The 23975-nt window shown below is 70.4% G+C and carries 19 protein-coding genes; 7 read left to right on the top strand and 12 right to left on the bottom strand.

All coding sequences use genetic code 11. The annotated features are described in order from the left end of the window. Positions 1-29: 29 nt before the first annotated feature. From G4D86_RS03775 to G4D86_RS03760, 4 genes are all read right to left on the bottom strand, one after another. Complete coding sequence (locus G4D86_RS03775; RefSeq protein ID WP_163989490.1) at positions 30-1856, bottom strand: DUF4397 domain-containing protein; 1827 nt, start codon at positions 1854-1856, stop codon at positions 30-32. A 62-nt stretch (positions 1857-1918) separates the two neighbouring features. Beyond that, positions 1919-4654: a hypothetical protein gene (locus G4D86_RS03770; protein WP_163989489.1), complete on the bottom strand. Its 2736-nt coding sequence runs from the start codon at positions 4652-4654 to the stop codon at positions 1919-1921. Positions 4655-4850: 196 nt separating this feature from the next. Continuing rightward, positions 4851-5903 carry a Vgb family protein gene (locus tag G4D86_RS03765; protein WP_163989487.1) on the bottom strand — a complete coding sequence of 351 codons (1053 nt, stop codon included), beginning with the start codon at positions 5901-5903 and terminating at the stop codon, positions 4851-4853. 120 nt (positions 5904-6023) lie between these two features. Then, a complete protein-coding gene (locus G4D86_RS03760; RefSeq protein ID WP_163989485.1) occupies positions 6024-7094 on the bottom strand; it encodes a substrate-binding domain-containing protein in 1071 nt (356 codons plus the stop codon). 948 nt (positions 7095-8042) lie between these two features. Between G4D86_RS03760 and G4D86_RS03755 the strand changes: the two genes are divergently transcribed. Together G4D86_RS03755 and G4D86_RS03750 are read left to right on the top strand one after the other, a co-directional pair. Next, complete coding sequence (locus G4D86_RS03755) at positions 8043-9293, top strand: hypothetical protein (protein WP_240360023.1); 1251 nt, start codon at positions 8043-8045, stop codon at positions 9291-9293. Between the two features lie 301 nt (positions 9294-9594). After that, on the top strand, positions 9595-12123 hold the full coding sequence (locus G4D86_RS03750) for a sodium-translocating pyrophosphatase (protein ID WP_205519451.1): 2529 nt from the start codon (positions 9595-9597) through the stop codon (positions 12121-12123). A gap of 85 nt (positions 12124-12208) precedes the next feature. Here G4D86_RS03750 and G4D86_RS03745 read toward each other — a convergent pair whose 3' ends face one another. Together G4D86_RS03745 and G4D86_RS03740 are read right to left on the bottom strand one after the other, a co-directional pair. After that, a complete protein-coding gene (locus G4D86_RS03745; protein WP_163989481.1) occupies positions 12209-12529 on the bottom strand; it encodes a transcriptional regulator in 321 nt (106 codons plus the stop codon). Beyond that, a complete protein-coding gene (locus G4D86_RS03740) occupies positions 12526-13080 on the bottom strand; it encodes an SPW repeat domain-containing protein (RefSeq protein WP_240360022.1) in 555 nt (184 codons plus the stop codon). Before G4D86_RS03740 ends, G4D86_RS03745 begins: the two co-directional genes overlap by 4 nt. Positions 13081-13345: 265 nt before the next feature. Between G4D86_RS03740 and G4D86_RS03735 the strand changes: the two genes are divergently transcribed. The 3 genes from G4D86_RS03735 (at position 13346) to G4D86_RS03725 (ending at position 14821) form a co-directional block, all read left to right on the top strand. Next, positions 13346-13549, top strand: coding sequence for a cold-shock protein (locus tag G4D86_RS03735; RefSeq protein WP_163989479.1), 204 nt, complete (start codon positions 13346-13348; stop codon positions 13547-13549). Between the two features lie 102 nt (positions 13550-13651). Next, complete coding sequence (locus G4D86_RS03730) at positions 13652-14218, top strand: endonuclease dU (protein ID WP_163989477.1); 567 nt, start codon at positions 13652-13654, stop codon at positions 14216-14218. Between the two features lie 168 nt (positions 14219-14386). Continuing rightward, a complete protein-coding gene (locus G4D86_RS03725; protein WP_163989475.1) occupies positions 14387-14821 on the top strand; it encodes a hypothetical protein in 435 nt (144 codons plus the stop codon). A gap of 76 nt (positions 14822-14897) precedes the next feature. On the opposite strand, the gene G4D86_RS03720 is transcribed toward G4D86_RS03725, so the two are convergent. The 3 genes from G4D86_RS03720 to G4D86_RS03710 all read right to left on the bottom strand — a co-directional run bounded on the left by G4D86_RS03720 (position 14898) and on the right by G4D86_RS03710 (position 16621). Beyond that, positions 14898-15434, bottom strand: coding sequence for an NUDIX hydrolase (locus G4D86_RS03720; RefSeq protein ID WP_163989473.1), 537 nt, complete (start codon positions 15432-15434; stop codon positions 14898-14900). Between the two features lie 151 nt (positions 15435-15585). Beyond that, complete coding sequence (locus G4D86_RS03715; protein WP_163989471.1) at positions 15586-16083, bottom strand: hypothetical protein; 498 nt, start codon at positions 16081-16083, stop codon at positions 15586-15588. Then, positions 16073-16621, bottom strand: a complete 549-nt coding sequence (locus G4D86_RS03710) for a DUF2378 family protein (RefSeq protein WP_163989469.1) — start codon at positions 16619-16621, stop codon at positions 16073-16075. The genes G4D86_RS03715 and G4D86_RS03710 overlap by 11 nt, the downstream gene beginning before the upstream one ends. 54 nt (positions 16622-16675) lie before the next feature. Between G4D86_RS03710 and G4D86_RS03705 the strand changes: the two genes are divergently transcribed. Together G4D86_RS03705 and G4D86_RS03700 are read left to right on the top strand one after the other, a co-directional pair. Then, complete coding sequence (locus G4D86_RS03705) at positions 16676-17428, top strand: hypothetical protein (protein ID WP_163989467.1); 753 nt, start codon at positions 16676-16678, stop codon at positions 17426-17428. 31 nt (positions 17429-17459) lie between these two features. Further along, positions 17460-18206: a hypothetical protein gene (locus G4D86_RS03700; RefSeq protein ID WP_240360021.1), complete on the top strand. Its 747-nt coding sequence runs from the start codon at positions 17460-17462 to the stop codon at positions 18204-18206. Between the two features lie 616 nt (positions 18207-18822). Here G4D86_RS03700 and G4D86_RS03695 read toward each other — a convergent pair. Genes G4D86_RS03695 through G4D86_RS03685 form a run of 3 tightly spaced genes read right to left on the bottom strand, consistent with a single transcriptional unit; the run spans position 18823 to position 23852 of the window. After that, entirely contained in the window at positions 18823-21939 is a 3117-nt protein-coding gene (locus G4D86_RS03695) for an efflux RND transporter permease subunit (protein ID WP_163989465.1), read from the bottom strand. A 36-nt stretch (positions 21940-21975) separates the two neighbouring features. Next, positions 21976-23082 (bottom strand): efflux RND transporter periplasmic adaptor subunit, encoded by a 1107-nt coding sequence (locus tag G4D86_RS03690; protein WP_163989463.1) that lies wholly within the window; start codon positions 23080-23082, stop codon positions 21976-21978. Continuing rightward, a complete protein-coding gene (locus G4D86_RS03685) occupies positions 23079-23852 on the bottom strand; it encodes a TetR/AcrR family transcriptional regulator (RefSeq protein ID WP_163989461.1) in 774 nt (257 codons plus the stop codon). The genes G4D86_RS03690 and G4D86_RS03685 overlap by 4 nt, the downstream gene beginning before the upstream one ends. Positions 23853-23975: the final 123 nt, after the last annotated feature.

Genomic DNA, 23975 nt, shown 5'->3' with positions numbered 1-23975 from the left:
AAGGCCCGAGCGGGCGTCGGTGTTTCAGCTCACTGGAACACGTCGAACGGCGCGACGCCGGACCAGGTGTTCTCCCGGACGTTGAAGCCGAGGAAGAGCAAGAAGCCCGTGTCCCAGTCGCCCAGCAGCACGAGGAAGTGGGGACGCTGCATGGCGTTGCCCGCCGCGCTCAGCGCCGTCTCACTCCCGGAGGCCCGCAGGCCGTAGTAGCTCAGGGACGTCCCCGTGGTGACGGGCGCCGGGAAGGCGACGCCCTCCTCGGGCCCGGTGAGGTCGCCGTACTTCACGCCGAGGGCGGTGGCCGTGAAGGTGCTCCCCTTGTCCGTGCCATTGGCGACGTCGAAGTAGCCGAAGTCCACGCCCTGCGCCGGGGCGTTGGGAATGGCGTTGAGCAGCCGCAGCCGCGCGTCCGCCGCGCCGTCGGCGAAGCGGTCCTTCGCGACGATGAGCCGCGGCGCCAGCGCGCCCGTCTGGCCCGCGCGCCCCGTCACCACCGCGAGGTAGCGCCCGCCCGCCTGGAGCGGGCCGGTGTCCGCGCTCGCGAGCACGGTGGCGTCGACGTCGTCGTTCCGGGCAATCCGCAGCGTGTGGCCCGCCGCGGTGACGGGCAGGTCGCCAATGCCGGGCGAGTAGTTGAACTCCATGCCCACCGCCACCTTCGTCGTGCCCTGGAGCGCCTGGAGCACGAGCGGGTCATTGTCAGGCGTCGGCGGCAGCAGCGCGTTGAAGAAGTAGACCAGCGGGTCTCGCTCCAGGCGGAGCGCCTGGGCCTGCCCGGCGCGCACCAGCAGCATCGCGGGCTGGCCGTCGTCCGGGAGCGGGCGCCGGTCATCACCGGTGAGGATGGCGAACCACGCGCTGCCGTCCGCCAGGGTGCCGGCCGGCACGGTGAAGAAGAGGCGCTTGCTCACCGACGGCGCGAAGCCGGTGTCTCCCGAGGAGGAGATGACCAGCCGCTGGGTGGTGGCGGGAATGGAGACGCCCCCGGCCGCATCCGCCGCGTAGGGATTGACGGTGGAGACGGGCGAGGCCGCCGCCGACTCGAGCCCGAGCCGGCGCGTGCGCCCCTGCTCCGGAATGAGCGTCACCCGGTCCGCCGCGACGAAGCGCACCCGGGCCCGGCCCGCGCTCGCGGCGTCGAAGGACTCCTTCAGCGCCAGCAGTCGGGCCCGCTCCACGCGGTCCGGCTCGGTGCGGTCGGAGAAGCCCATGGCCACCAGGGTGAGCCGCTCACCCTCCTGCAAGGTGACGGAGCCCGAGGTGGCGAGCGCCGCCGCCGAGGCACCGGCCTCCGCGTTGCGCGTGGTGAACTCCAGGGCCGTGCCGGCAGGCACCGTCTTGTACTCCGTCACCGCCGCATCGCCCGGCACCACCGAGTCGAACAGCTCCGCGCCGCCCTGGTAGACATCCAGCGCGTACGGCCTCCACGGTGCGCTGTCGCTGTCACTGGGGTTGTTCTTCAATCCCAGGGACGCATTCACGAAGCGGACATAGGCCACGGCCGACGTGGGCGGAGGGCAGCCGCCGTCCGCACCGGGCGTGCCACCATCCGCGCACGAGGGCGGCGGAGGGCAGCCGCCGTCCGCGCCGGGCGTGCCCCCATCCGCGCAGGTGGGCGGAGGAGGACAGCTGCCATCCGGGCCGGGCGTGCCCCCATCCGCGCAGGTGGGCGGCGGGCAGATGCCGCCGTCTCCACAGCCGCCATCCGTCTCCGGCCCGGCATCCCGGCCCGCATCTTCGCGGGGGCCCGCGTCCCTGCCGGCATCCACCCCGGCGTCGTCCTTGGGGTCGTCGTCGCCGCAGCCGGTGCCGCCGACGGCCAGGCACAGCCCCACCGCCAGCAGCCATCCTCTCAAGGCATGTCTCATCGCACGTACTCCCGCTCCAGGAAGAAAGGTGGGCGCTCCAGGCCGGGGGCTCACGGTGGCGTCACCGCGGTGGCCTGACGCTTGTGGCACTCGCTGCGCAGCAGGGCCGGGGGCCTGCCCTGCGCGAGGTGGTCCCTCAGGTAGAAGTAGGCCATGACGCCCGCGTTGAACTCCGCGCGCCGCAGCCACGTCTCGTAGGCCGGCGAGGCGCCGCTGCGCACGGCGTCGGTGAGCGGGTTGTCGACGGTGCAGATGTCCTTCCACAGGGTGGCGCCGCCGATGGCGCGCGGGTTGCCACTCTTGGGCTCGGAGGAGGTGCCGGTGCCGAAGCGGCCCACGCGGACCAGGTCGCACGCACCGCGCGCCGCGCCGAGCATGTTGGCCCCCCAGCGCGCCCAGTCGACGGCGTCACCCGAGAAGTCGATGTCCACCTCGCCGTACTTCACCCAGGCCTGCATGAAGGCATCCCGGAACTCCACCTTCGTGCCGCCCGTGCCCATGAACACCAGGTACTTCGCGCCGCCGTGGGGGCCGAGCGCGTCCTCGAAGGGCCGCAGGTGGCTCGCGCCGCTGGTGCCCTGGCCGGCGAAGCCGGCGACGAGGTTGGCCACGCGCGCGCCGCTGGTCGCCATCAGCGCCTTGGCGGCGCCGCTCTGGCCGTTGCCCGTCCGCCCGTGGCAGTTGGCGCAGATGCCCTGGAACACCATCGCGCCGGGCGTGGTGAAGTAGAGCTCGCCCCACGGCTGCCGGGGGTTGCCCAGCTCGTCCACCATCCACGGCTCCACCGGCGTTGGCGGCGGCGCGTCCTCGAAGGCGCACTCGGGACGGGCCACCCAGAAGCTGGTGGGGAAGAGCTTCGTGGCGAGCTGCGCGTGGCGCTCGCTGATGGCTTGGTCCAGCAGGTGCCGGTGCGAGCCCTCCTGGATGGACAGCCGCCAGTCCAGGTTGCGCGGCTCGTAGGGCACCCTGTCGGTGAAGTCCTCGGAAATCCACCGCACGTCCTTGGGGTCCTTGCAGGTCTCCCAGACGACGTCCTCGGCCAGCTTCACGCGGGCACTCCGGGCCGCGTCGCGCTCGGCCGGTGTCAGCGCGGCGTCCCCCGGCCGCTCCAGCGAGCCGAGCCACTTCGCCACCAGCAGCACCAGCCCGCAGTCCCGGCCCGGCACGTTGGCGGGCATGTGCAGGTAGACTTCGTGGGCCTCCTGCGTGACGCGCTGGTACAGCGTGCTGTTGGGCGCGCCGGCGCGGAGGTCTTTCTCGAAGTCCACGCCCGCGCGGACGTCCGCGTAGTACTTCTGCTTGTTGCTCTCCATGCGGTTGGTGTCGAACCCGGGCAGCACGCCGCCCGCGGAGAAGTCCAGGTCCGCGAGCGAGGGGTTGCTCTGCACCGCGAAGCCGTTGGGGTTGTGGCACTGCGCGCAGTTGCCGACGAAGTAGCCCTGCAGCGTCAGCTCGTGCGCGTTGCGGTACTCCTTCCCCGCGGGCTTCAGCGCCTCCAGCTTCGGCAGGTCCGCCGCCGAGCGCAGGCCGGTGATGACGCCGAAGCGGATGAGCCGGTCCACCTGGGACAGCTCGTCCTCCAGCACCTCCACGCGCGGGTCCACGCCGCCCTCGCCCCTGGCCCGCCGGTTGAGCTCCAGCGGGGTGAAGCCGAGGACGAAGTTCTGCCCCTCGGAGCCGCTGTGGCAGTTGACGCAGCGGTGGCGGCCGGGGACGGCGTAGTTGCGCGTGTCCCCCCGGCCCTCGTGCAAGGTGTAGACGAGGACGCGGTCGGAGAAGGGCGAGCCGTCGCGGTAGCGCAAGTCGTGCAGCTCCGCGGACGTGCCCGCGTCATTCCAGAGGTACGTGCCGAAGAGGGCGTCCTGCCAGCGCTCCCGGGTGACGATGAGCCGCGTCTCGATTCGCCGGTACTCGACGTCGCCGCGGGCGTCCGTCACCGCCTTGAAGAACGTCTTGTAGAAGCGGGTGTTGGGGGGAATCTTGAAGCGCTTCGTCGCGGCGTCGTACTCGATGGACTTCCCCGCCGGCACGTGGACCAGCCGCAGCTTCTTCGCGTGGTCGGCGAAGAGCGGATAGGTGGGCGCGAAGGCGAAGGTGCCGTGCCGCGCCAGCTTCAGCGTGTTGAAGGTGGTGATGTCCGTGTCCGTCTCGGACAGCGAGCGCGGCAGCTCGGTGAGGCCCGCGAAGTACGCGTCCTTCTCCGCGTCGGTGCCCAGGCGGTCCACGCCGGGGATGCAGTGCCCCAGGTCCGTCATCCCCCGGGCCACCGGAAAGGAAATCGAGGCGCCGCCCACGGGCTCCTCCTGCTCGCACTTCACGTCGAAGGGCTCCGTCTCCGGGGCGCCCTGCGCCAGCCAGGCCTCCAGCGCGCAGCCCAGGGCCGCGGAGTCCCGCGCCTGGTCCGCCGTGGCCAGCGGCGGCATGGCGCCCTGCGAGGCCAGCGCGGCCATGCGCGGGGCCGCCGCCTTCAGGCCCTCCAGCTCGGAGGTGTACTGGAAGCCGCCGCGCGTCTCCGGCGCCCGGTGGCAGGAGCCGCACTGCGCATCCACGCGCTCCTTCAAGGTGCGGAACACCTCCTTGGGCACGGCGCGCACGCGCGTCGCCATGCGCACGGAGAAGTGCTCGCCGGAGCGCGCGGGCGCGTCACAGAGCGCGTCCGCGTCCACCACCGCCGCCACCTCGGGGCCCTTCGCTTCTCCCGACGAGCAGCCCACCGCCAGCGGCAGCGCGAGCAGGACGACCCAGAGCGCCCGACGCCGGACGTGCCAATTCCTCTCCAACCGCATGTGCTGCCCCTCCTGGGAATCCAATGTCAGGCATTCCGCGAGCGCGGCGGTCTGTACCGCGATTGCTTCACGGAAGGCGAGAGCGCAGGCCCCTCGGAAAGGGGCCTGCTGTCTGTTTTCACCTGACCGTGACAGCCAATTCCTACCAGGACAGCGAGGTGAAGCCAGACTGTGTCACGTTTTCACTGTCACGGTTTCACGGAACCGTGACGGCGCGGATGCGGCCCAGCTTGTTGCCGGCGCGCTCGGTGAACCACAGGTGCGCGTCCAGACAGAGGAAGCCCGGCGGCGCGAAGACGATGCCCGCCGGCTGCGCGCTGGCCGTGGGGACGGCGTACTCGGTGAGGGCGCCGCCCACGGTGATGCGGCCCACCTTGTTGCCGCGGAGCTCCACGAACCAGAGGGCACCGTCGGGGCCGAAGGTGATGTCCACCGGCGCGCTGCTGGCGTCCGGCAGGGCGTACTCGGTGACGGCGCCGTCCACGGTGATGCGGCCAATCTTCCCCGCGAACTGCTCGGTGAACCACATGGCCCCGTCCCAGCCGAGGGTGATGCTCGACGGGCCCGCGTTGGCGGTGGGCAGCGGGTACTCGGTGAGGGTGCCGTCGGTGGCGAGGGTGCCCACCTTGTTGCCGCGCAGCTCGGTGAACCACAGCTTGCCCCCGGCGCCGAGCGCAATGGCGGTGGGCTGGGCCTCCGGGGTGGGCACGGCGAACTGGGTGACGACGCCGGCGGGGGTGATGCGGCCGATGCGGTTGCCGGCCACCTGGGTGAACCAGAGGTTGCCGTCCAGGCCCGCGGCGATGCCGTACGGCGCCGAGCCCGCGTTGGGCAGGGGGAACTCCGTCACCACGCCCTTCGGGGTGATGCGGCCCACCTGGTCCACGCCGAGCTGGGTGAACCAGAGGCTGCCGTCGAAGCCGGGGGTGATGCTCTGCGGAATCGAGTACTCGGTGGGCAGCGGAAACTCCGTCACCACGCCGTCACGGGTGACGCGGCCGATGGTGCCCGAGCCCGTCTGGGTGAACCAGAGGTTGAGGTCCGGCCCGACGGTGATGCTCGTGGGGTTGGCCTCCTCGGTGGGCAGGGGGAACTCGGTGAGGGTGCCGGCGACGCCGGACGGACGGCGGCACACGAAGGGGTTGGCCGGGGAGGCGGCGGCCTCCTGGGCCAGGGCGGGAGTGCCCAGGAGCAGCGTGGAGGCGGCGAGCAGCGACTTCTTCAAGAACGAGCGCGTGAAGACAGACATGGTGGGGTGACTCCAGGGTGGACCGCGAACGACGACAGGGGACGGACGCACCGGTGCTTCCCGGTGCGTCCGTCCCGGCTTCAGGATTCAGGGATGGAAGGGCTGACGACGGTGCGGCTTTCAGTTGCCCTTGCAGAGACCGGCGCCGCGGCCGTCGTTGGCCGCACCACCGCAGCGCAGCGCGCCGGTGGTGCTGCACGCGATGAAGCCCTGGCCCTTGAGGATGTTCTCGAAGGAGGCCTTGTTGCTGTAGACCCAGTCGTACAGCGTCTGCTCCTTGGCATCCTTCACGAAGTTGACGTTCTCGTTGAGGAAGAGCGGGCGGGCCAGGGGGTACGCGCTGGCCGGGTTGGTGAGGAGCAGGCGGATGTTGGCGGCGGTGGGGGCGATGCCGTCCACGCTCAGGGCCACGTTGCCCGTCGTCTTCGCGGAGTCACCGGCGTAGGCGATGGCATTCACGTCGTTCGCGGTCAGCTTGCCGATGCAGACGGTGGCGCTGTCGGAGGTGGTGCAGGGTGAGGGGTTGGTGGCGGAGCCGTCGGTGATGATGGTGATGCCGGAGCAGAAGGTGGCGCTGGAGCTGCCGCCGACCTTCTCCTTGAAGACCTCGGTGGTGCCGGACAGGTCGTCACGGCGGTACTTCACGATGGCGCCCGTGCGGATGCTGCCCGGCACCTGGCTCCAGTCCGTCCAGCAGGCGCCGTTGTTGGAGAAGAAGATGTTGGCCAGGTTGGCCTTGCTGATGTTGGTGAGGCCGTTGTCGGACTTCACGAACGCGTTCACCGCGTCCAGCGCGATGATGTTGCTCTTCTCACCGGGGCAGCACACCGAATCCCGGCCCGTGCCGCCGGACGCGGTGCCGCCGGCACAGGCCGTGGCCGTCACCTTGTACTCGCGCGACATGGGGGCCAGCGTCTGCTGACGGCCGCTGCAGAAGGTGCCGGAGCCCGTGCGCACACAGCCCTCACCCACGCTCGAGCCCTTGCCCTCGACGGACAGGCCGGCGAAGGAGGCGGTGTTGGTGCTGATCATCGCGCCCTTGAGCGTGTCGGAACCGAAGAACTTGTTGCCATCCGTCAGCTCGGCCTGGAGGGAAGCCGGCATGACTTCGTCGGCGGACGACTGACCGCCACAACCCACGACCGAAACCGCCATGACCGCGGCGGACATCACCCTCTTCATCATCTTCATGGACGACTCCTCAGGTGTTGCACTGGGTTGACACGCCACTCGCCGCCCGTGATGTCTTGGCAAAGCGATGCCTCCCCGCGATGGGACTGGACTGGAAGCAATTGCGGAGGGGGAGGACCATCGGACCCGGCTCATCCCGGATTCGACGGGACGCAAGGTGCCTCAATGGCCAGACATGCGGTGACTCAGTTGCGTCAAATCTCTGCCAGCACAGGGTCACACCGCTCCGCGCGAATCTTCCCGCGCGCGAGTGTCACGCTTCCGCAATTCATTGCATGACAACGGCCGTGACAATCCATGCCAGGGCTTGCCCGGGCGTGACGCTTCACCTCCGTGATTTCCAGCCGAAGGTGACGCCACTCCGCTCGCGGCGCGCCCCTGCCTGCCGTGCTGGAAGGCGGCCGAGTGCCCGCCCAGGCGCACGCACGCACCTTGCCGCGAGGCCCGCCGGAGCCAAAACAACCCTGTAGCAATCGCAACCCGACCACATGAGCAGCCGCCGTCGCACACGGTGGGGCTTCTCTGTCAGCGCATGGACACGTGAGGCGCGGAGGCCACGCCCGCTCGCCGTGCCCTGCCGGTCTGCCCTGGTGGCGGGGGAGTCCGTCGCTTTTTCTCCGGCGTTCTCCAGAGGACAGGGAGTTTTTTCAGCACTCCGGACAGCCGCCTCGTCCCCGGGGGCCAGGGTTCAACGCCGCGTCAGAGGGAAGGCCCGCCGCGGTGCGTCCTGGCAATACCCTTGCAGTAGAGCTTCCGCGGTTGAGGGGCAGGGGGCTGTCGGGCAGGGGTGGGGGAGAGGCCGGGGCGGTGATGGGGTGGCGAGGGTGGGCATTCGCGGTGTGCGCAACAGGACTTCTCCTCGTGGGGTGCGGGGAGAAGGCGCATGCGTCATCGCGTGCTCCGGGCTTGGAGGTAGCGGGGTCGGTCGGCGGTGAGGGCGAGGGGGCCATGGCGTGGTCGCGGTCGCTGGTGCTCGGGGACAGCGAGGCACCGCACACCGTAGTGGCCCCCGACGGGGACGTTCTCGTCGCGGCGACGTACCGGGAGCCTCTGGATGTCGGGGGAGGCCCCCTGCCCTTCAACCATGTTTCGAAGCAGCCCCACCTGATGGTGGCGCGCTTCTCTCCGGACGGGGCCCTGCGCTGGGCGCATGGCTGGGTGCCCCGGGAGGGAGCGGCGCGCGCGCGGGTGGGCGGGCTCGCGGTGGACCGTGACGGCAACGCGTGGCTGGGAGGCACCTCCGCGGGCTTCGAGCTGAGCTCGGAGCGGCTGCCGGAGGGCCCCTTCGTCGCGCGGCTGTCACCTCAAGGCGCCGTGGAGCGGGTGCGAGGCTTTGCCGGAGACGGCGCGCTCAGCGTGCAGGCCGTGGCGGCGGATGGCGCCGGCGGCGTGGTGCTGGTGGGCGATTTCACCGGGCGCCGGGACTTCGGAGACGCCACGCGCGAGGCGGGCCCCGGTGGCCGCGCCGCCTTCGCGGTGCGCCTGGACGCGGACGGCGCCACGCGCTGGAGCCGGGGCTGGGCCGCGGGGGCGGAAGGACTGGTGACGGCGCGCGCGGTGGCGGTGGACCTGTTCGGCGGCATCCACGTCGCGGGCGGCTACGCGGGCGCCGTGAGCTTCGGCGGCTCCACCTTCGTCACCGTGCGCCAGCGCACGCCCTTCGTCCTCAAGCTGTCGCCCGAGGGCGACCACGCGTGGAGCCGCGACTTCCGCGGCGCCGAGGGCATGGCGAACGCCGTGGCCGTGGGGCCGGACCGCGTCTTCGTGGGCGGCAACTTCTCCGGGCGCTTCTACTTCCACGGGCAGGCCCACGCCGCGGGCGGCTACCAGGGCTTCCTGGCCGCCTTCAGCGCCGGGGGCCAGCAGCGCTGGGCCCGTTCCTTCGCCGCCACCGCCAGCGCGCTGGCCACGGACGAGTCGGGCCAGCTCACCCTGGCCGGCACCCATGACGGCGGCCTGGAGCTGGGCCCCGGCCGGGGCCGCACGCCCGCCGGCCTCTATGTCGCCCGGCTGCTCCCCGAGGACGGGGCTTCACTCTGGGTCCGCGGCTTCACCCATCCCGGCGCCGCCCTGGCGCGGGCGGTATCCGTGGACCCGGGCGGCCACACGCTCGTGGCCGGCGCCCTGACGCGCGCCCTCCCCGAGGAAACCCCGTACCCGCGTCCGCAGGACGGCTTCCTCCTCCGGCTGAGACCCTGAGTCCGGCCCGGAGCCGACTTCGGGGGTGGGCGGAAACCCGCATTCCCCGAGAAGTCGGGCGTATTGGGAGCGCCAACTCCCTCGGAAATTCGACTTTACAGTCGCGTCCATGCTATTCGCGGGCCCGCCTTCAGGGCGTGCGACTCTGCGCCGTGAAGGGCGAGGCTGAGCTGAAGCGCAGGCGCGCGGTGTCCCCGTTCGCAGGCGGCCAACCCCTCGACACCACTCCCTGTTTCCCATGGCACGCGGAGCACCCAATCCGCGCGCCTGGACTTGAGTCTCTGTGAGGAGTTGCACCCCCATGACATCCACCGTTTCACCGATGGACGCTCTCCGGAAGAGCGTCACCGGCGCGGCCGCTCGAGCCCTGGGGCTCCTGACGGTCCTCGCCGCCAGCGCCGCCCACGCCAGCGAGGCGGACCTCGTCCTCCCCAACTTCCGCGAGGTCACCTTCCTCGGTGGCTTCAACGGCTATCAGCTGCTGCTGTCCGGCATCGCCGTGTGCGTCATCGGCCTGGTGTTCGGCTTCCTGCAGTACGCCAGCCTCCAGAAGATGCCCGTCCACAAGGCGATGCTCGACATCTCCGAGCTCATCTACGAGACGTGCAAGACGTACCTCGCCACGCAGATGAAGTTCATCGGAATCCTCTGGGCCCTCATCGCGGTGGTGATGGTGGGCTACTTCGGCTTCCTGCGGCACATGGACGTGGGCCGCGTGGCCATCATCCTGGTCGCCAGCCTCGTCGGCATCGCCGGCTCCTGCGGCGTCGCCTGGTTCGGCATCCGCGTCAACACGTTCGCCAACAGCCGCACCGCCTTCGCGTCGCTGCGCGGCAAGCCCTACCCCACCTACGCCATTCCGCTCCAGGCCGGTATGTCCATCGGCATGGTGCTCATCAGCACCGAGCTCCTGCTGATGCTGGCCATCCTCCTCTTCATCCCGGCGGACTTCGCGGGCCCCTGCTTCATCGGCTTCGCCATCGGTGAGTCGCTCGGCGCGTCCGCGCTGCGCATCGCCGGCGGCATCTTCACCAAGATTGCCGACATCGGCTCCGACCTGATGAAGATCGTCTTCAAGATCAAGGAAGACGACGCGCGCAACCCGGGCGTCATCGCCGACTGCACCGGCGACAACGCGGGCGACAGCGTGGGTCCCTCCGCGGACGGCTTCGAGACCTACGGCGTGACGGGCGTGGCGCTCATCACCTTCATCCTGCTGGCCGTCGAGGTGCCCTACCGCATCGAGCTGCTGGTCTGGATCTTCATGATGCGCATCGTGATGGTGCTCGCGTCCCTGGCGGCCTACGGCCTGAACAACGTGTACCAGGGTGGCAAGTACCGCAACGCGGACCACATGAACTTCGAGCACCCGCTCACCGCACTGGTGTGGGTGACGTCCATCATCTCCGTGGCCCTGACGTTCCTGGTCAGCTACCTGCTCATCCCGAACCTGGGCGGCGACAGCAGCCTGTGGTGGAAGCTGTCGGCCATCATCACCTGCGGCACCCTGGCCGGCGCCATCATCCCCGAGGCCATCAAGGCCTTCACCTCCACCGAGAGCCGCCACGTGCGCGAGGTCGTCACGGCCAGCCGCGAGGGTGGTGCGTCGCTCAACGTCATCTCCGGCCTGGTGGCGGGTAACTTCTCCGCCTACTGGATGGGCCTCATCATCGCCGCCCTCATGGGCCTGGCGTTCTGGTTCAGCGGCGCGGGCGTCGAGGGCGCGGGCGTGGGCCAGCTGATGCTCGCCGCGCCGGTGTTCGCCTTCGGCCTCGTGGCCTTCGGCTTCCTCGGCATGGGCCCTGTCACCATCGCCGTCGACTCCTACGGCCCGGTGACGGACAACGCGCAGAGCGTCTACGAGCTGTCCCTCATCGAGAACGTCCCCAACGTGAAGGAAGAGGTGAAGCGCGACTTCGGCTTCGACCTGGACTTCGAGAAGGGCAAGCAGTTCCTCGAGGAGAACGACGGCGCGGGCAACACCTTCAAGGCCACTGCCAAGCCGGTGCTCATCGGCACCGCCGTGGTGGGCGCCACGACGATGATCTTCTCCATCATCGTGCTGCTGGTGGGCATCACCACCAACGCCGCGGGCGAGCAGATGCTCAACGCGGACAAGGCGCAGTTCCTGTCCCTGCTCCACGCCCCGTTCCTCCTGGGCCTCATCACCGGCGGCGCCATCATCTACTGGTTCTCCGGCGCGTCCATGCAGGCCGTGTCCACCGGCGCCTACCGCGCGGTGGAGTTCATCAAGGCCAACATCAAGCTGGAGGGCGTGGAGAAGGCCAGCGTGGCGGACTCCAAGAAGGTCGTGGAGATCTGCACCCAGTACGCGCAGAAGGGCATGATCAACATCTTCCTCGCGGTGTTCTTCAGCACCCTCGCCTTCGCCTGCCTCGAGCCGTACTTCTTCGTCGGCTACCTCATCTCCATCGCCATCTTCGGCCTGTACCAGGCCGTCTTCATGGCGAACGCGGGCGGCGCCTGGGACAACGCGAAGAAGCTGGTGGAGACGGAGCTGAAGGCCAAGGGCACGGAGCTGCACGCGGCCTGCGTCGTCGGCGACACCGTCGGCGACCCGTTCAAGGACACGTCCTCCGTGGCGCTCAACCCGGTCATCAAGTTCACCACCCTCTTCGGCCTGCTGGCCGTGGAGCTGGCGGTGGAGCTGAACACCACGGCCTCGGGCAAGCAGCTCACCACCATCCTCGCGGCGGTGTTCTTCGTGGCCTCGACGGTGTTCGTGTACCGCAGCTTCTACGGCATGCGCATCCAGAGCCCGGGCGGCACCTCGGACGTGAAGTCCGACGCCGCGGTGAAGGCGGCTTAAAGGCCGCCTCCACGCCTCGCTGAAGTGACACGAGCGGCAGGGTGCCCCAGGGCGCCCTGCCGCTTCGCTTTTCAGGCGCCGCGCTTCAGCTGGTGACGCGGAAGGCGGGCGGGTCGATGCGCGTCGAGCGGCACCGGGGGCAGGCCCCCGGCCGGGTGAAGCGCTTGCGGTCCTTGAAGGCGAAGCCGCACTGGATGCAGCTGGCGGGCACCACCTCCAGCTTCAGTCCCTGCGCCTTGAGGGACTTCTCCAGATGCACCAGGTGGTCGGCGACGTCCTTCTCGGAGATACCCACCAGGGCGGAGAGGTCCTTCGAGGTGAGGCCGTGCTCGGGCGCCGAGGACAGCGCCGCCTCCAGCGCGCCGCGCACCGTGCTGCCGCGCGAGGGAGGGACGGGGGCGCTCACGCGCCAATCGCCTCCGGGTCCGTCATCAGCTCGCCGCCCAGGTGCATGCCCGTCTGGCACCGGTAGTCCGTCACCAGCGAGGCCAGAATCGTGGACAGGCCCATGACGACGTGGATGGCCGCGGCCACCGGGCTGCGCCGCGCGTAGCCCAGCACGAAGGGCGCGAGGATGGCGGCCGCGCCGTAGACGTAGTCCGCGATTTCGTGCGCTTCGATGGGGATGAGCTTGGTGAGACTCATGCGGTAGTCGGTGAGCAGCGACACGCCGATGATGGAGGAGCCCAGCGCCAGCCCCGCCGCCTTCGCCACCGGGTCATCCGACAGCAGGCCCGCCAGCGCCGACGCGGTGCCGCCCTTGTAGTCCAGCAGCGAGTGCACGTCCTGCGGTATCCACCGGCGCAGGGGCAGCCGGTCGAACAGCGGGCGCGAGAGGATTCCCGCCGCGGCGCTCTTGTCCAGCGCGCGGTGCACCACGCGGCGCAGGCCGGTGTCCGGGCCCAGGGGTGGCGGGAGGATGGAGGTGGTGAGGTGGGGGGTCTGCGGCTCGGCCATGGCGCGCTCCTTCCGGACATCCGTTCGTGACGCTGCCGCCAAGGTAGGCACGCGGCCCTCGACGCAGGGCGCCAGGACCCTCGCCTGCCCGGACTCCGGGGCGGAGAAGCCCCTCTGCCCAAGCCTTCCCGCCCGGTCAGCAGGTAGGGGGGCTTCCACTCGGCTGCCCGCCCCGGGCAGACTAGGGGCCGCAGTAGGGGCCTTCGGTTTCTCAGAGGGCGAAACGCCGCGGCGCGAGCCGCTCTGAAACGAGAGAACGCGATTCATGGCAACTGGTACCGTCAAGTGGTTCAACGATGCGAAGGGCTTTGGTTTCATCGTGCAGGACGGCGGCGGTGAGGACGTGTTCGTCCACCACTCCGCCATCAACATGGACGGCTTCCGCACCCTGGCCGAAGGCCAGAAGGTGGAGTTCGAGGTCGGCCGCGGCCCCAAGGGCCTGCAGGCGCAGAACGTTCGCGCGGGCTGAGCAGAGCCGGCTGTAGACGTCACGGAAGCCCGGTCTCGTCGCACGCGAGGTCGGGCTTTCTCTTTGCGGGCGACGGCTCCCTCTTGAGAGGCTTACAGGCCCATGCGCCTGCCCCGCCTTCCCCGAGTCATCGGCTTCGACGATGGGCCCTTCGCGCGCCGCCCCGGCGTCGCCGTGCCGCTGGCCGGCGTGGTGTGCGGTGGCACGCGCTTCGAGGGGCTCGTCTGGGGGCGCGTGCGGCGCGACGGCTGGAATGCCACGGACGAGGTGTGCCGGCTGCTGGAGGGCGGCAAGTTCCTGCCCCAGCTCCACCTGGTGCTGCTGGACGGCATCGCCTTCGGCGGCTTCAACGTGGTGGACCTGCCGGAGCTGGCGGCGCGGCTGAAGAAGCCCTGCGTGGCGGTGATGCGGCGGCCGCCGGATATGGACGCGGTGGAGCGCGCGCTGCGGCGCCTGCCCCGCGCGGACGCGCGCTGGGCGAAGCTGAAGCGCGCGGGGCCCATCCACCAGCTGGGAGGCTTCACCTTCCAGGTGCAGGGCGCACAACCCGACGAGGTGGCCGAGGCTCTCACCCGCGTGACGGACCGGGGCCGCGTGCCCGAGGCGCTGCGGCTGGCACACCTCATCGGGTCGGCTGTCGTCACGGGTGAGAGCGGGCAGCGGGCGTAGGACCCGGGCCTACCCCCCGCATCAGGTGCCACGCGAGGATTGCACCCGCGCGGGACTTGACTGCGCAATCCATTCCCATAATTCCAGCCGGGCCAGAGCGTCCGGGGGGTGGCGTGCTTTTCAATGTCTAACTTTGTTAATCTTTGCCCTCGTGGGGAGGGCGCACGCATGTTCGAAGTCACCAATGACACGAATCGTCGTACCGTCACCGTCCGCTTGAGCGGGTTTGTCCGGCCGACCGAGATGAAGGACTTCGCCTCGGCCTACAAGACCGCGACGGACACCTACGGAGGTGGCAGGCACCTGGTGCTCGCGGACATGCGCGGACTGCGGACGCTGGAGCCGGAGTCGGCGGCCATCTTCGGCGAGGTGGTGGCGTACGGCCGGCAGAAGGGCTGCCTGATGTGCGCGCACGTGTCGGACTCCACCATCTCCCGCCTGCAGACGGCCCGGGTGGCGTCCGAGGCCGCGCCCGGCGACGACATCACCATCGACTGCGTGTCGCTGGAGGAGGCGCACACGCAATTGGCGAAGGCGCGCGCGAAGTTCTTCCTCGGCGCGGAGCCCGTGCCCATGAAGATGGCGCAGGCGGCCGGGCGCTGAGGGCGGCCGGGCCCCAAGGGCCCATTCCCGCCGGACCTGAGGCACGGCGCCAGCAGTGCTGGCGCCGCGTGGTGCTTCAGCCGCGGCGGCGCTTCGCGTCCTCCAGGTAGGCGCGCACGAGCGCCGAGAGGTTCAACCGCAGGGCCGTGTCCAGGTCGATGAACGCGGCCCACGTCACCTCGCGGCGGTCGATGGTGACCGTCGGCTCCGCGTCCACGTCCACCTCGACGAAGGTGACGTGGTCGTCCTTGTTCTCCTCCGAGCCCACGGTCTCGAAGACGGTGCGCAGGTCGGCGGGCGCCATGGACACGCCCACCTCCTCGCGCAACTCACGGGCGCCGCACTCGGGGGCGGACTCGCCCCGGTGGTAGCCGCCGCCCGGCATGCTGAGGCGGTGCTTGTAGGAGTTCTGGAGCAGCAGCACGCGCCCCGCGTGCCACACGCCCACGAAGACGCCGCGCGTCCGGGGGTGGCGCACGAACCAGTACACGCACGCCAACGCATACGCGCCCCGGTACGCCGTGCGGGCGAGCGGGTCCACCCACCGGTTCAGCCCCTCGCCACGGGGCACGTCGGTCTCATGCACGGGGCGGTCGTCGCGCGGCTGGGCCATGGGCCCGCATCATGGAGGACGGACGGGCCCGTGTCCCGCGAGGTGCTTCCACGACGGAGCGCGGAGTCCGGGCGGAGCGGCCCGCCCTCCCCCAGCATGAGCCCCTCCCCCGGCCCGCACTCAGCGGCGCGGGCACTCGCTCGCCCGCACTTCAGCGCCGCAACTCCGCGGGCACCCTGTCCAGCCAGCCCACCTCCAGCACGGCCCACAGGCCCAGGAGAATCGCCTCCGCCGCGTCGTGCTTCAGCGACGTGGGCTTCGCCGCGCCGGACCAGACGATGACCCTGCGCGCCAGCACGTCCGCGGCGTCCTTGGCCAGCGTGCCGCTGCGCTGCTCCCGCGCGTAGAGCAACTTCTCCCGCCAGTCCTCCGCCGCCACCCGCAACACCGGCAGCGCGCGCCGCCCCGCCTCGCGCTCCCAGACGTCCGCCACCGGCCCGCCGCCCTCCAGCACCAGCCACGCCAGCGGCCCTACCCCATTGAGCACCGACGGCACCGCCCGCTTCAGCCGCGTCTGGGAGCCGAAGTTCTGCGAGCGGTACTCGCGCAGCCGGCCGTCCCGCCCGTACACCGCCAGTCCCGACCGCAGCCCCAGGTCCACCGCGAGCAGCCGCGGCCCCTCCCCGCTGGCGCCGGACTCAGGAGCCACGCCAGGTGAGCCGGTAGGTGACGTGGTCGTCGTTGTAGTCGCGCACGTGCACCTCCGGCTGCCGAGCGCCCACCGCACGCAGGCCGGCCAGCAGCGCGCCCCGGGTGAAGTAGCGGATGGTCCCCGCCTCGTTCATCCAGAGGTCCACCTCCGTGGGGGACACGTCCTCCAGGCGCGTCTCGGTGTAGTTGTTCCCCGAGCGGAACATCTGCCGCGCCCGGCCCACGCCACGCCGTGGCCCCAGCAACTGGATGACGCCAAAGGCCGCGCGCCCCAACACCGTCTCGCGGTAGCCGTCCACCATCCGCTCGCCGAGCAGGCCGTAGCCCACGTCATTCGGCACGTCCGGGTGCAGCTCGCGCGCGGCCACCCGCACCGCGGAGCACCAGGTGTCGAAGCCGTAGGCGGGCTGGAGCTTGCGCTCCAGGTCCACGCCCACTTCCTTCAAGCGCTCCCGGAGGGTGGGGGTGACGCGCCCCACCAGTCCTCTCACGAAGAGGCCCTCCAAGGTGTGCTCGAAGACCAGCTTCTCCGGCATGCTCGGAGTCTACCCCGGTCCGGTAGGATTGTGCGGGGAGGGGGAACGAATCCCATGGGACTGCAACGACAACTGGCCATCATGGCCATGAACGCCACGCCGCTGCCGGGGAAGAAGAACTTCCTGGAGGAGGCGGGCCTGGCGACGCCGGTGCCTGCCATTCCGGGCTCTATTGGCGCGGTGGCGCACGAGCCCTTCCTGGCGTTCGACACGAAGCGGCCGATGGACTTGCTGGTGGCCTTCACCATCGGCGACTTCCCGTCGGGCGTGGGCTGCTCGGAGTACTTCAACCCGCACAGCCCCTGGTACAACGTCTTCTACGGCGCGTACGGCGTGCGCTCGTACAAGCGCAACGGGAGCCCGTGGGGCTTCAAGCGCGACGGCCGCCCGGACGTGGACGAGATGCTGGAGGTGCCGCAACTCGACTACAACTTCCTCACGGCGGGGGAGCTGGGCTGTCCCGCCTCGCGGATGTGCTTCGAGGTGCTGGAGGTGGCGCCGGGGCGCGAGGGTCCATGGCACACGGCGGACGTGGCCTGCCTCATCCCCAGCGGGTTGCACCGGGTGGAGGACGCCGAGGCGCCGGACCTCACGTACTACGCGGTGTTCGGCGTGCCGGAGGAGGACTACCTCGCCGGTGGGCGCGAGAGCTATGAGCCGGTGCGCATGCGCGGGCGCATGTACTGGCGCCCCGTGGCCGAGCGCCTCACGCTCGTCTGGGGAGGGCTGTGCCCGGACACGCCCGACGGCCAGCGCCTCATGCACACCATCATCGACGCGATGACGCCGCTGTACGCGGTGAGGTGAGGCGTCTTCCATCATGGGACTGGAGACGTCCATGAAGCGTGTGGTTCCGCTGCTGCTTCTCACTGGAGGGTGTGCCACCACGCCTCCGCCCAACACCACGGCGCGAGACGCAACCATGACACGGGGGCCATGGTCAGAGGTTCCCGCCGTCGAAATGATCTCGGGAGATAGCTCCATCCCCATCGCGCTACTTCGTGACGTGGCGGACGCGCTCCTCAAGCGCCCTGGCGCCAGGGTGTGTGACCCACTGACGCAACGGCCCATCGCAGGGCTCTCCACGGAGTACTGCTCGACCGTTTACGTCGCGGGCGAGCGCGGCTCACTGTCCTGGCGGGTGAGCGAGCCTGTCAGCAGCGACCACAGCTCATGCACCCCGTTTTTCGAGGTGAAGGATGAGGACCATCCCACTTCGAAGGTATGGGTGGTGGGGTACGTCCACAATCATCCGTGTGGCGCGCCGCCGTCATCCAACGACCTCGCGGCATGGCCAACGGACGTCTTCAAACCCTATGTCGCCATGGCCTCGGTTCGTCTGGTGCCAGGCAACCCCGCGCCCGCCCTTTACGGACACACGGCCATTGAAATGGCCTCGGCCATCGTCGCGGAGCGGCAGGACGGCACCCGCCTCTTCCTGCGCTATTTTTCAACGGGTGAGGTCCAGCAGTGGAGCAATGCCAGGGCCGGCTGGGTCACTCTCGGAACCTGTGCGCCTCGCAGTAACAGCCGGAGTCGCACGCCGCGCTGCAGTACCGAACCTCTACCGCTGTTGAGGGAGTAGGCGACTGACATGTGGCGACACAAAGCGCTGGCGCTCCTCATCGGAACGCTCACGGGATGCCACCTGCACTCGTCAAGCCGAAGGCAGATTGAGTGGCCCGATGAGGCTTCGACGCATCTCGTTGCGCCCTCCATGGAGGCAGGGGCCGCGCTCGCGGCGGCGGCCGCCATCCGTGAGCTACTCAAGACCAATACAGACCCACGCCTGTTCAGGGGCTGTTCTAGTCCCGAGCAAGGCTTGAATGCCGTCGTCTTCAAGCACCCGCCATCAGGCCTGTACTTCGTCGTCCTCGAGCAACGCTTCGACCGCTGCGGAGGCCCGAGCGGGCGGGTACTCGACTGGTGGTACGAGTACGCAGTCACGCCTCAAGGTGAAGTGGTCGCGGAGGCTCTACCGGGAGAGGGCGAGGCTCCAGCGCCATCAAGCCCTCCGAACCCACCCACTCCCGAGCAGGCACCACCGAGCGCCGGCCAGCCCCAGGAAACACAAGGCGAGACGCCAGCACCCGCCCAGCAGCCAGCTCCGCTCCCCGCCCCCACGCCTCCGCCAGAGAGTTCCGAACCCGGCCCCTGAGCGCACCGGGCCCGCGGCCTGAAGCCGCGGGCCCGAGGTTTCTTCAGGCCGCCCTACCCGGCCCCTGCTCCACCGCGGGCACGGAGGGCACGGCCGGCGTCTGCGTGACACGGCGGCGGAAGCCAATCCGCTCCATGCCCGCGAACACCACCGGCACCACCAGCAGCGTGAGGAACGTGGACGTAATCACGCCGCCAATCACCGCAATCGCCATGGGCGCGCGGAACTCCGAGCCCACGCCCTTGCCCACCGCCGTGGGCACCATGCCAATCGCCATGGCCGCGCTCGTCATCAGGATGGGCCGCAGCCGGCGCGGGCCCGCCTTCAGCAGCGCCTGGTCCACCGTGTCGCCCTCGCGCAGGTGCTGCAGCGCACCATCGATGAGGAGGATGGCGTTCTTCGTCACCAGACCCATCAGCAGGATGATGCCAATCATCGCGCCCATCGACAGGTTGTAGCCCGTCACCACCAGCGCCAGCAGCGCGCCCACCAGCGCCAGCGGCAGCGACACCATGATGGTGAACGGGTGCTTGAAGGACTCGAACTGGCTGGCCAGCACCATGTAGATGAAGACGAACGCCAGGCCGAAGGCCAGGCCGAACGCGTCGTTCTGCTCGTCCAGGTTCTTCATCTGCCCGTCGTAGCGGATGGCGTACCCCGGCGGCAGCGGCTGCGCCGCCACGCGCGCCTTCAGCGCCTTCGCGATGTCACCCAGCGCCGCGCCCTTGCCCAGCTGCGCGTAGACGGCAATCTGCCGCTCGCGGTTGTCGTGCTCGATGACGCTCGGCCCGTCCCGCAGCGCCACATCCGCCAGGTCCGACACCGGCCGCAGGCCCTGCGGCGTGTACACCTCCAGCTGGCTCACGCGCTCGGGCGTGGCGCGGTCCTTCTCCGCCAGGCGCACGCGGATGTCCGTCTCCGTCGTGCCCTCGCGCAGCTTCGCCACCACGTCACCGCTGATGGCCAGCCGCAGCTGCGTGGCCAGCCCCGCCGCATTCACGTCCGCGTCGCTCGCCCGCGCGCGGTCGATGTGCACCTGCATCTCCGGCTTCGGCGGGTTCGCCTCCACCCGCACGTCCGCCGTGCCGGGCAGCTCGCGGAGGATGCCGGCGATGCGCTCGGCCTCCTGGGTGACGCGCGGAATGTCCGGGCCCGTAATCCGCACCATGATGGGGTAGTAGTCGCCCAGGCCCTCCAGCATCGGCGGGTCGCTCAGGTTGACCCGCGTGGCCACCAGCGCCGGCGCCAGCAGCGCGCGGGCCTCCTCCTTGAGCGTCTGGATGCCTCGCTCACGCGCGTCCTTGCCCACCGTGAGCACCCGCAGGCGGGACTTGTTCACATCGCCGTTGATGCCGACGATGGCGTAGATGTCCACCACCTCGGGGATGCCCTTGAGCAGCGCCTCCGCCTCCGCGGTGCGCGCCTGCGTCTCCAGCAGGTTGGCCGAGTCCGGCAGCGTCAGGTCCACGAGGAACTGCGAGCGGTCCTCCGGGGACATGAACTCCACGCCCAGCCGGCTCGCCGCGCCGAAGGACAGCACCAGCGCCAGCACGGTGAGCCCCGCCGTGGCCCACTTGTGCGCGAGCACCCAGCGCAGGATTCCCTCGTAGGCGCGCTCGGTGCCCTCCAGGAAGCGGCGCAGCGCCGCGGCCACCGCGTTGTCGCGGTGCGCCTCGCCCGGCACGCGCGCCTTCGCAAGCCGCGCGGACAGCATCGGGTCCAGCGTGAAGGAGATGAACAGCGAGACGAGCACCGCCACGGAGATGGTGATGCCGAACTGCTTGAAGAACTGGCCGACGATGCCGGGCATGAAGGCCACCGGGACGAACACCGCCACCAGCGACATGGTGGTGGCGAGCACCGCCAGGCCCACGTCCCGCGTGCCCTTGGACGCCGCGCTCACCGGGTCCTCGCCCTGCTCCAGCCGGTGCGTAATCGCCTCGCGCACCACCACCGCGTCGTCGATGAGCAGACCGATGGCCAACGACAGCGCCAGCAGCGTCATCTGGTTGAGCGTGTAGTCCAGCGCGTACATCACGAAGAACGTGCCGATGACGGAGGTGGGCAGCGCCAGCGAGGAGATGAAGGTGCCGCGCGCGTCCAGCAGGAACATCAGGATGATGAGCACCGCCATGGCGCCGCCGAAGACGAGGGCAATCCACACCTCGTGGGCATTGGCATTGATGAGCACCGACTGGTCGATGAGCAGCGTGGCCGCGAAGTTGTTGCCCACCGCGGGCGCCATGCCCGCCATCACCTTCTTCACCGCGGCGCTGACCGCCAGGGTGTTGGAGCCCGGCTGCTTCACGATTTCGAGGATGACCGCGTCCTGGCCGTTGAGGCGCGCCAGGGTGCGCCGCTCCGCCACGCCGTCCGTCACGGTGGCGATTTCCTCCAGGCGCACCTGCGCGCCCGTCTTGCTGCGCGCCACCGGCAGCGCGCGAAGCTCCTCCACGTCCTTGAACTGACCCAGCGAGCGCACCGTCAGCTCACTGGCCCCGAGCTGCAGCCGGCCCGCCGGCAGGTCCAGGTTCTCCGCGCCCACGCGCTGGGCAATGGCCAGCGGGGACACACCCGCCGCGCGCGCCTTGTCCAGGTCGATGTCGATTTGAATCTCGCGCGTGTCGCCACCGGTGACGCGCACCTCCGCGGCGCCCTCCAGCTGCGCGAGCGCGGGGGTGATGCGGTCGTCGATGAGCCGGCGCAGCTCCTGCGAGGGCAGGTTCGCGGAGACCGCGTAGGTGAGGATGGGTGTGGCGGACAGGTCCACGCGGCCGATGACGGGCGCGTCCGCGTCCTGGGGCAGCTTGTTGGCGATGCCCGCCACCTTGTCGCGCACGTCCTGCACCGCCCGGTCCAACGGGGCGGTCAGCTTGAACTGGACCACCACCGTGCCCAGGTTCTCCCGGCTGAAGGAGTGGATCTTGTCCACGCCGCTGATGCCGGCGACGGCGTCCTCAATCGGCTTGATGACCTGCGTTTCAATCTCGCCCGGGCCCGCGCCCTTGTAGACGGTGTTGACGATGACCACCGGGAAGGACACGTCCGGGTAGAGGTCCGTGCCCACGCGCCCCAGGCCCATGAGGCCCAGGACGATGAGACAGAGCGACAGCATGGCCGTGAAGACGGGCCGGCGGATGGAGACGTCGCTGAGAAGCATGGGGAGGCTCCAGGTGGGCCTTGCGAAAGGGAGCGGTTACTTCACGGAGACGCGGGTGCCCTGCGCGAGGCCCGGCGTCGGGTAGTCGATGACGGACTCCAGCGGCGACGAGGCCAGCACCACCACCTCGCGCTCACGCCGCTCCAGCACCTGCACGTCCACCCGGCGCACCTCGCCGCCCGTCACCACCCAGACATGGTCGCCGTTGCTGGAGGACAGCGCGGTGCCCGGCACCACCTGGGCCGACTGCGACTCGCCCATGGGCAGCACCGCGCGCGCCAGCGTGTGCGCCACGAAGCGGCCGTCCGCGTTGGGGACGGCCAGCTCCACCGGCACGCGGCGGGTGGCGGCGTCCGCGGACGGGAGGACGGTGCGCACCACCGCCTCCTCCGTGGACGCGCGCGCGCCAATGGACTCCACGCGCACCTTCACGCCGGGCTTGAGCCGCGAGCGCATGGACTCGGCCACCGTCGTCTTCAGCAGCAGCGTGTCCAGGTGCTCCAGCGTGAAGAGCGGCGTGCCCGGGGCCACCGTGGCGCCCGTCTGCTCCGGCGCGTCGATGATGGTGCCCGCGAAGGGCGCGCGCAGCTCGTGCCGGCGCCGCGCGGCGCGGGCCTGGGCGAGCTGCGCCTTCGCGGCCAGCACCTGCGCCTGGGCCTGCGCGGCGGTGGCGGTGGAGGAGCGGTTCTGCAAGTCACTCACCCCGCCCTCCTGCTGGAGCTTCACGTTGCGCGCGGCCACGTCCGCGGCCATGCCGGCGGCGGCCTCGGCGGCGGCCACCGCGGCCTCGGCGCCGGCCACCTGCGCGTCGGAGATTTCCGAGTCCAGCTGCGCGAGCACGTCGCCCTTCTTCACCACCTGCCCCTTCGTCACCTTCACCGCGGCGAGCCGGCCGCCCACCTCGAAGCCCACCTGCAGCCCCTGCGCGGGGAAGAGCGTGCCCGTCACCTGCTCGCTGGGCGCCGCCTGCACGGTGCGCGCGGCGACGACCTTCACGGCGGGCGTGGCCTCGGGCGTGGCGACGGGCACCGTCGGCGCCGAGGAGGCGTCCGCCTTCTGGCAGGCGGACAGCGACAGCGCGGCGGCGGCGAGGCCGAAGGCGGCGAGCGCGCGGAGAGCGGACGGCTTCCAGGTGGAGTTCACTTGGGTTTCCTCGAGGTGCTACGGGTCTTCGCGCGGGCACGGGGCCGGCGCGTGGAAGGGGATGAAGGACGGGGGGCTCGGGCGGACAACGCGCGCACGGGAGCCTCCGCCGGGGCGGCCACGCGGGGCATGGTGCCCTCCTGGCACAGCCGCTGGAGCGTGCGGGCCCAGGCCGTCAGGTCTGGCTTCTCGCGCATGCGCGCCATCTGCTTCGACAGCAGCAGGTACGCGCCGACGATGACGGAGCCGAACAGGTGCGGGTCCATGTCCCGGTCCACCGCGCCGGCCTCCTGCAGGCGACGGAAGTTCCGGGCCACGCGCTCCACCTGCGCGTCCGTCACGTTCCACAGGAGCGACTCGAACTCCGTGCCCTGGCTGCCGCTGAGCAGCACCAGCGAGACGTCACGGTGGGCCCACACCCACTCCATGGCCTCCAAATCACTCGCGGACTCCAGCTCGATGAGCTGGCGGAAGCGCTCGCTGCGCGACTGCCTGTCTTTCGGGCCGGGCACGCCGTGCTCCTCGAAGAAGCGCTCAACGGCCTCCATGCGCCGCGCGTTCAGCGCGTCCAGCCCCGCCTGGAAGGCGCCCACCACCTCCCCGAAGAGGGCCTCCTTCGACGGGAAGTGCAGGTAGAAGGCGCCCTTGGAGAGCCCACACGCGGCGGTGATGTCCTCGATGCGCGCGCCCCGCAGTCCCTTGCGGGCGAACTCCGCCCGGGCGGCGGCCACCAGGGCGCTGCGAGCGTGAGGGTCCGCGGGGCGGGGCATGACGGGCCGTTACTAACCCGCCGGTCAGAAACAACGCAAATATCGCTGAACGCCGGGTCAGAAACCCACACGGCGCGGCTTATCCGGCTGTGAAGTCGCAAGCGGTGGCCTTGCCCGCGCGGC

Source organism: Pyxidicoccus caerfyrddinensis (assembly GCF_010894405.1).
Classification (GTDB): Bacteria; Myxococcota; Myxococcia; order Myxococcales; family Myxococcaceae; genus Myxococcus; species Myxococcus caerfyrddinensis.
This window is presented reverse-complemented; position numbering and strand designations above follow the sequence as displayed.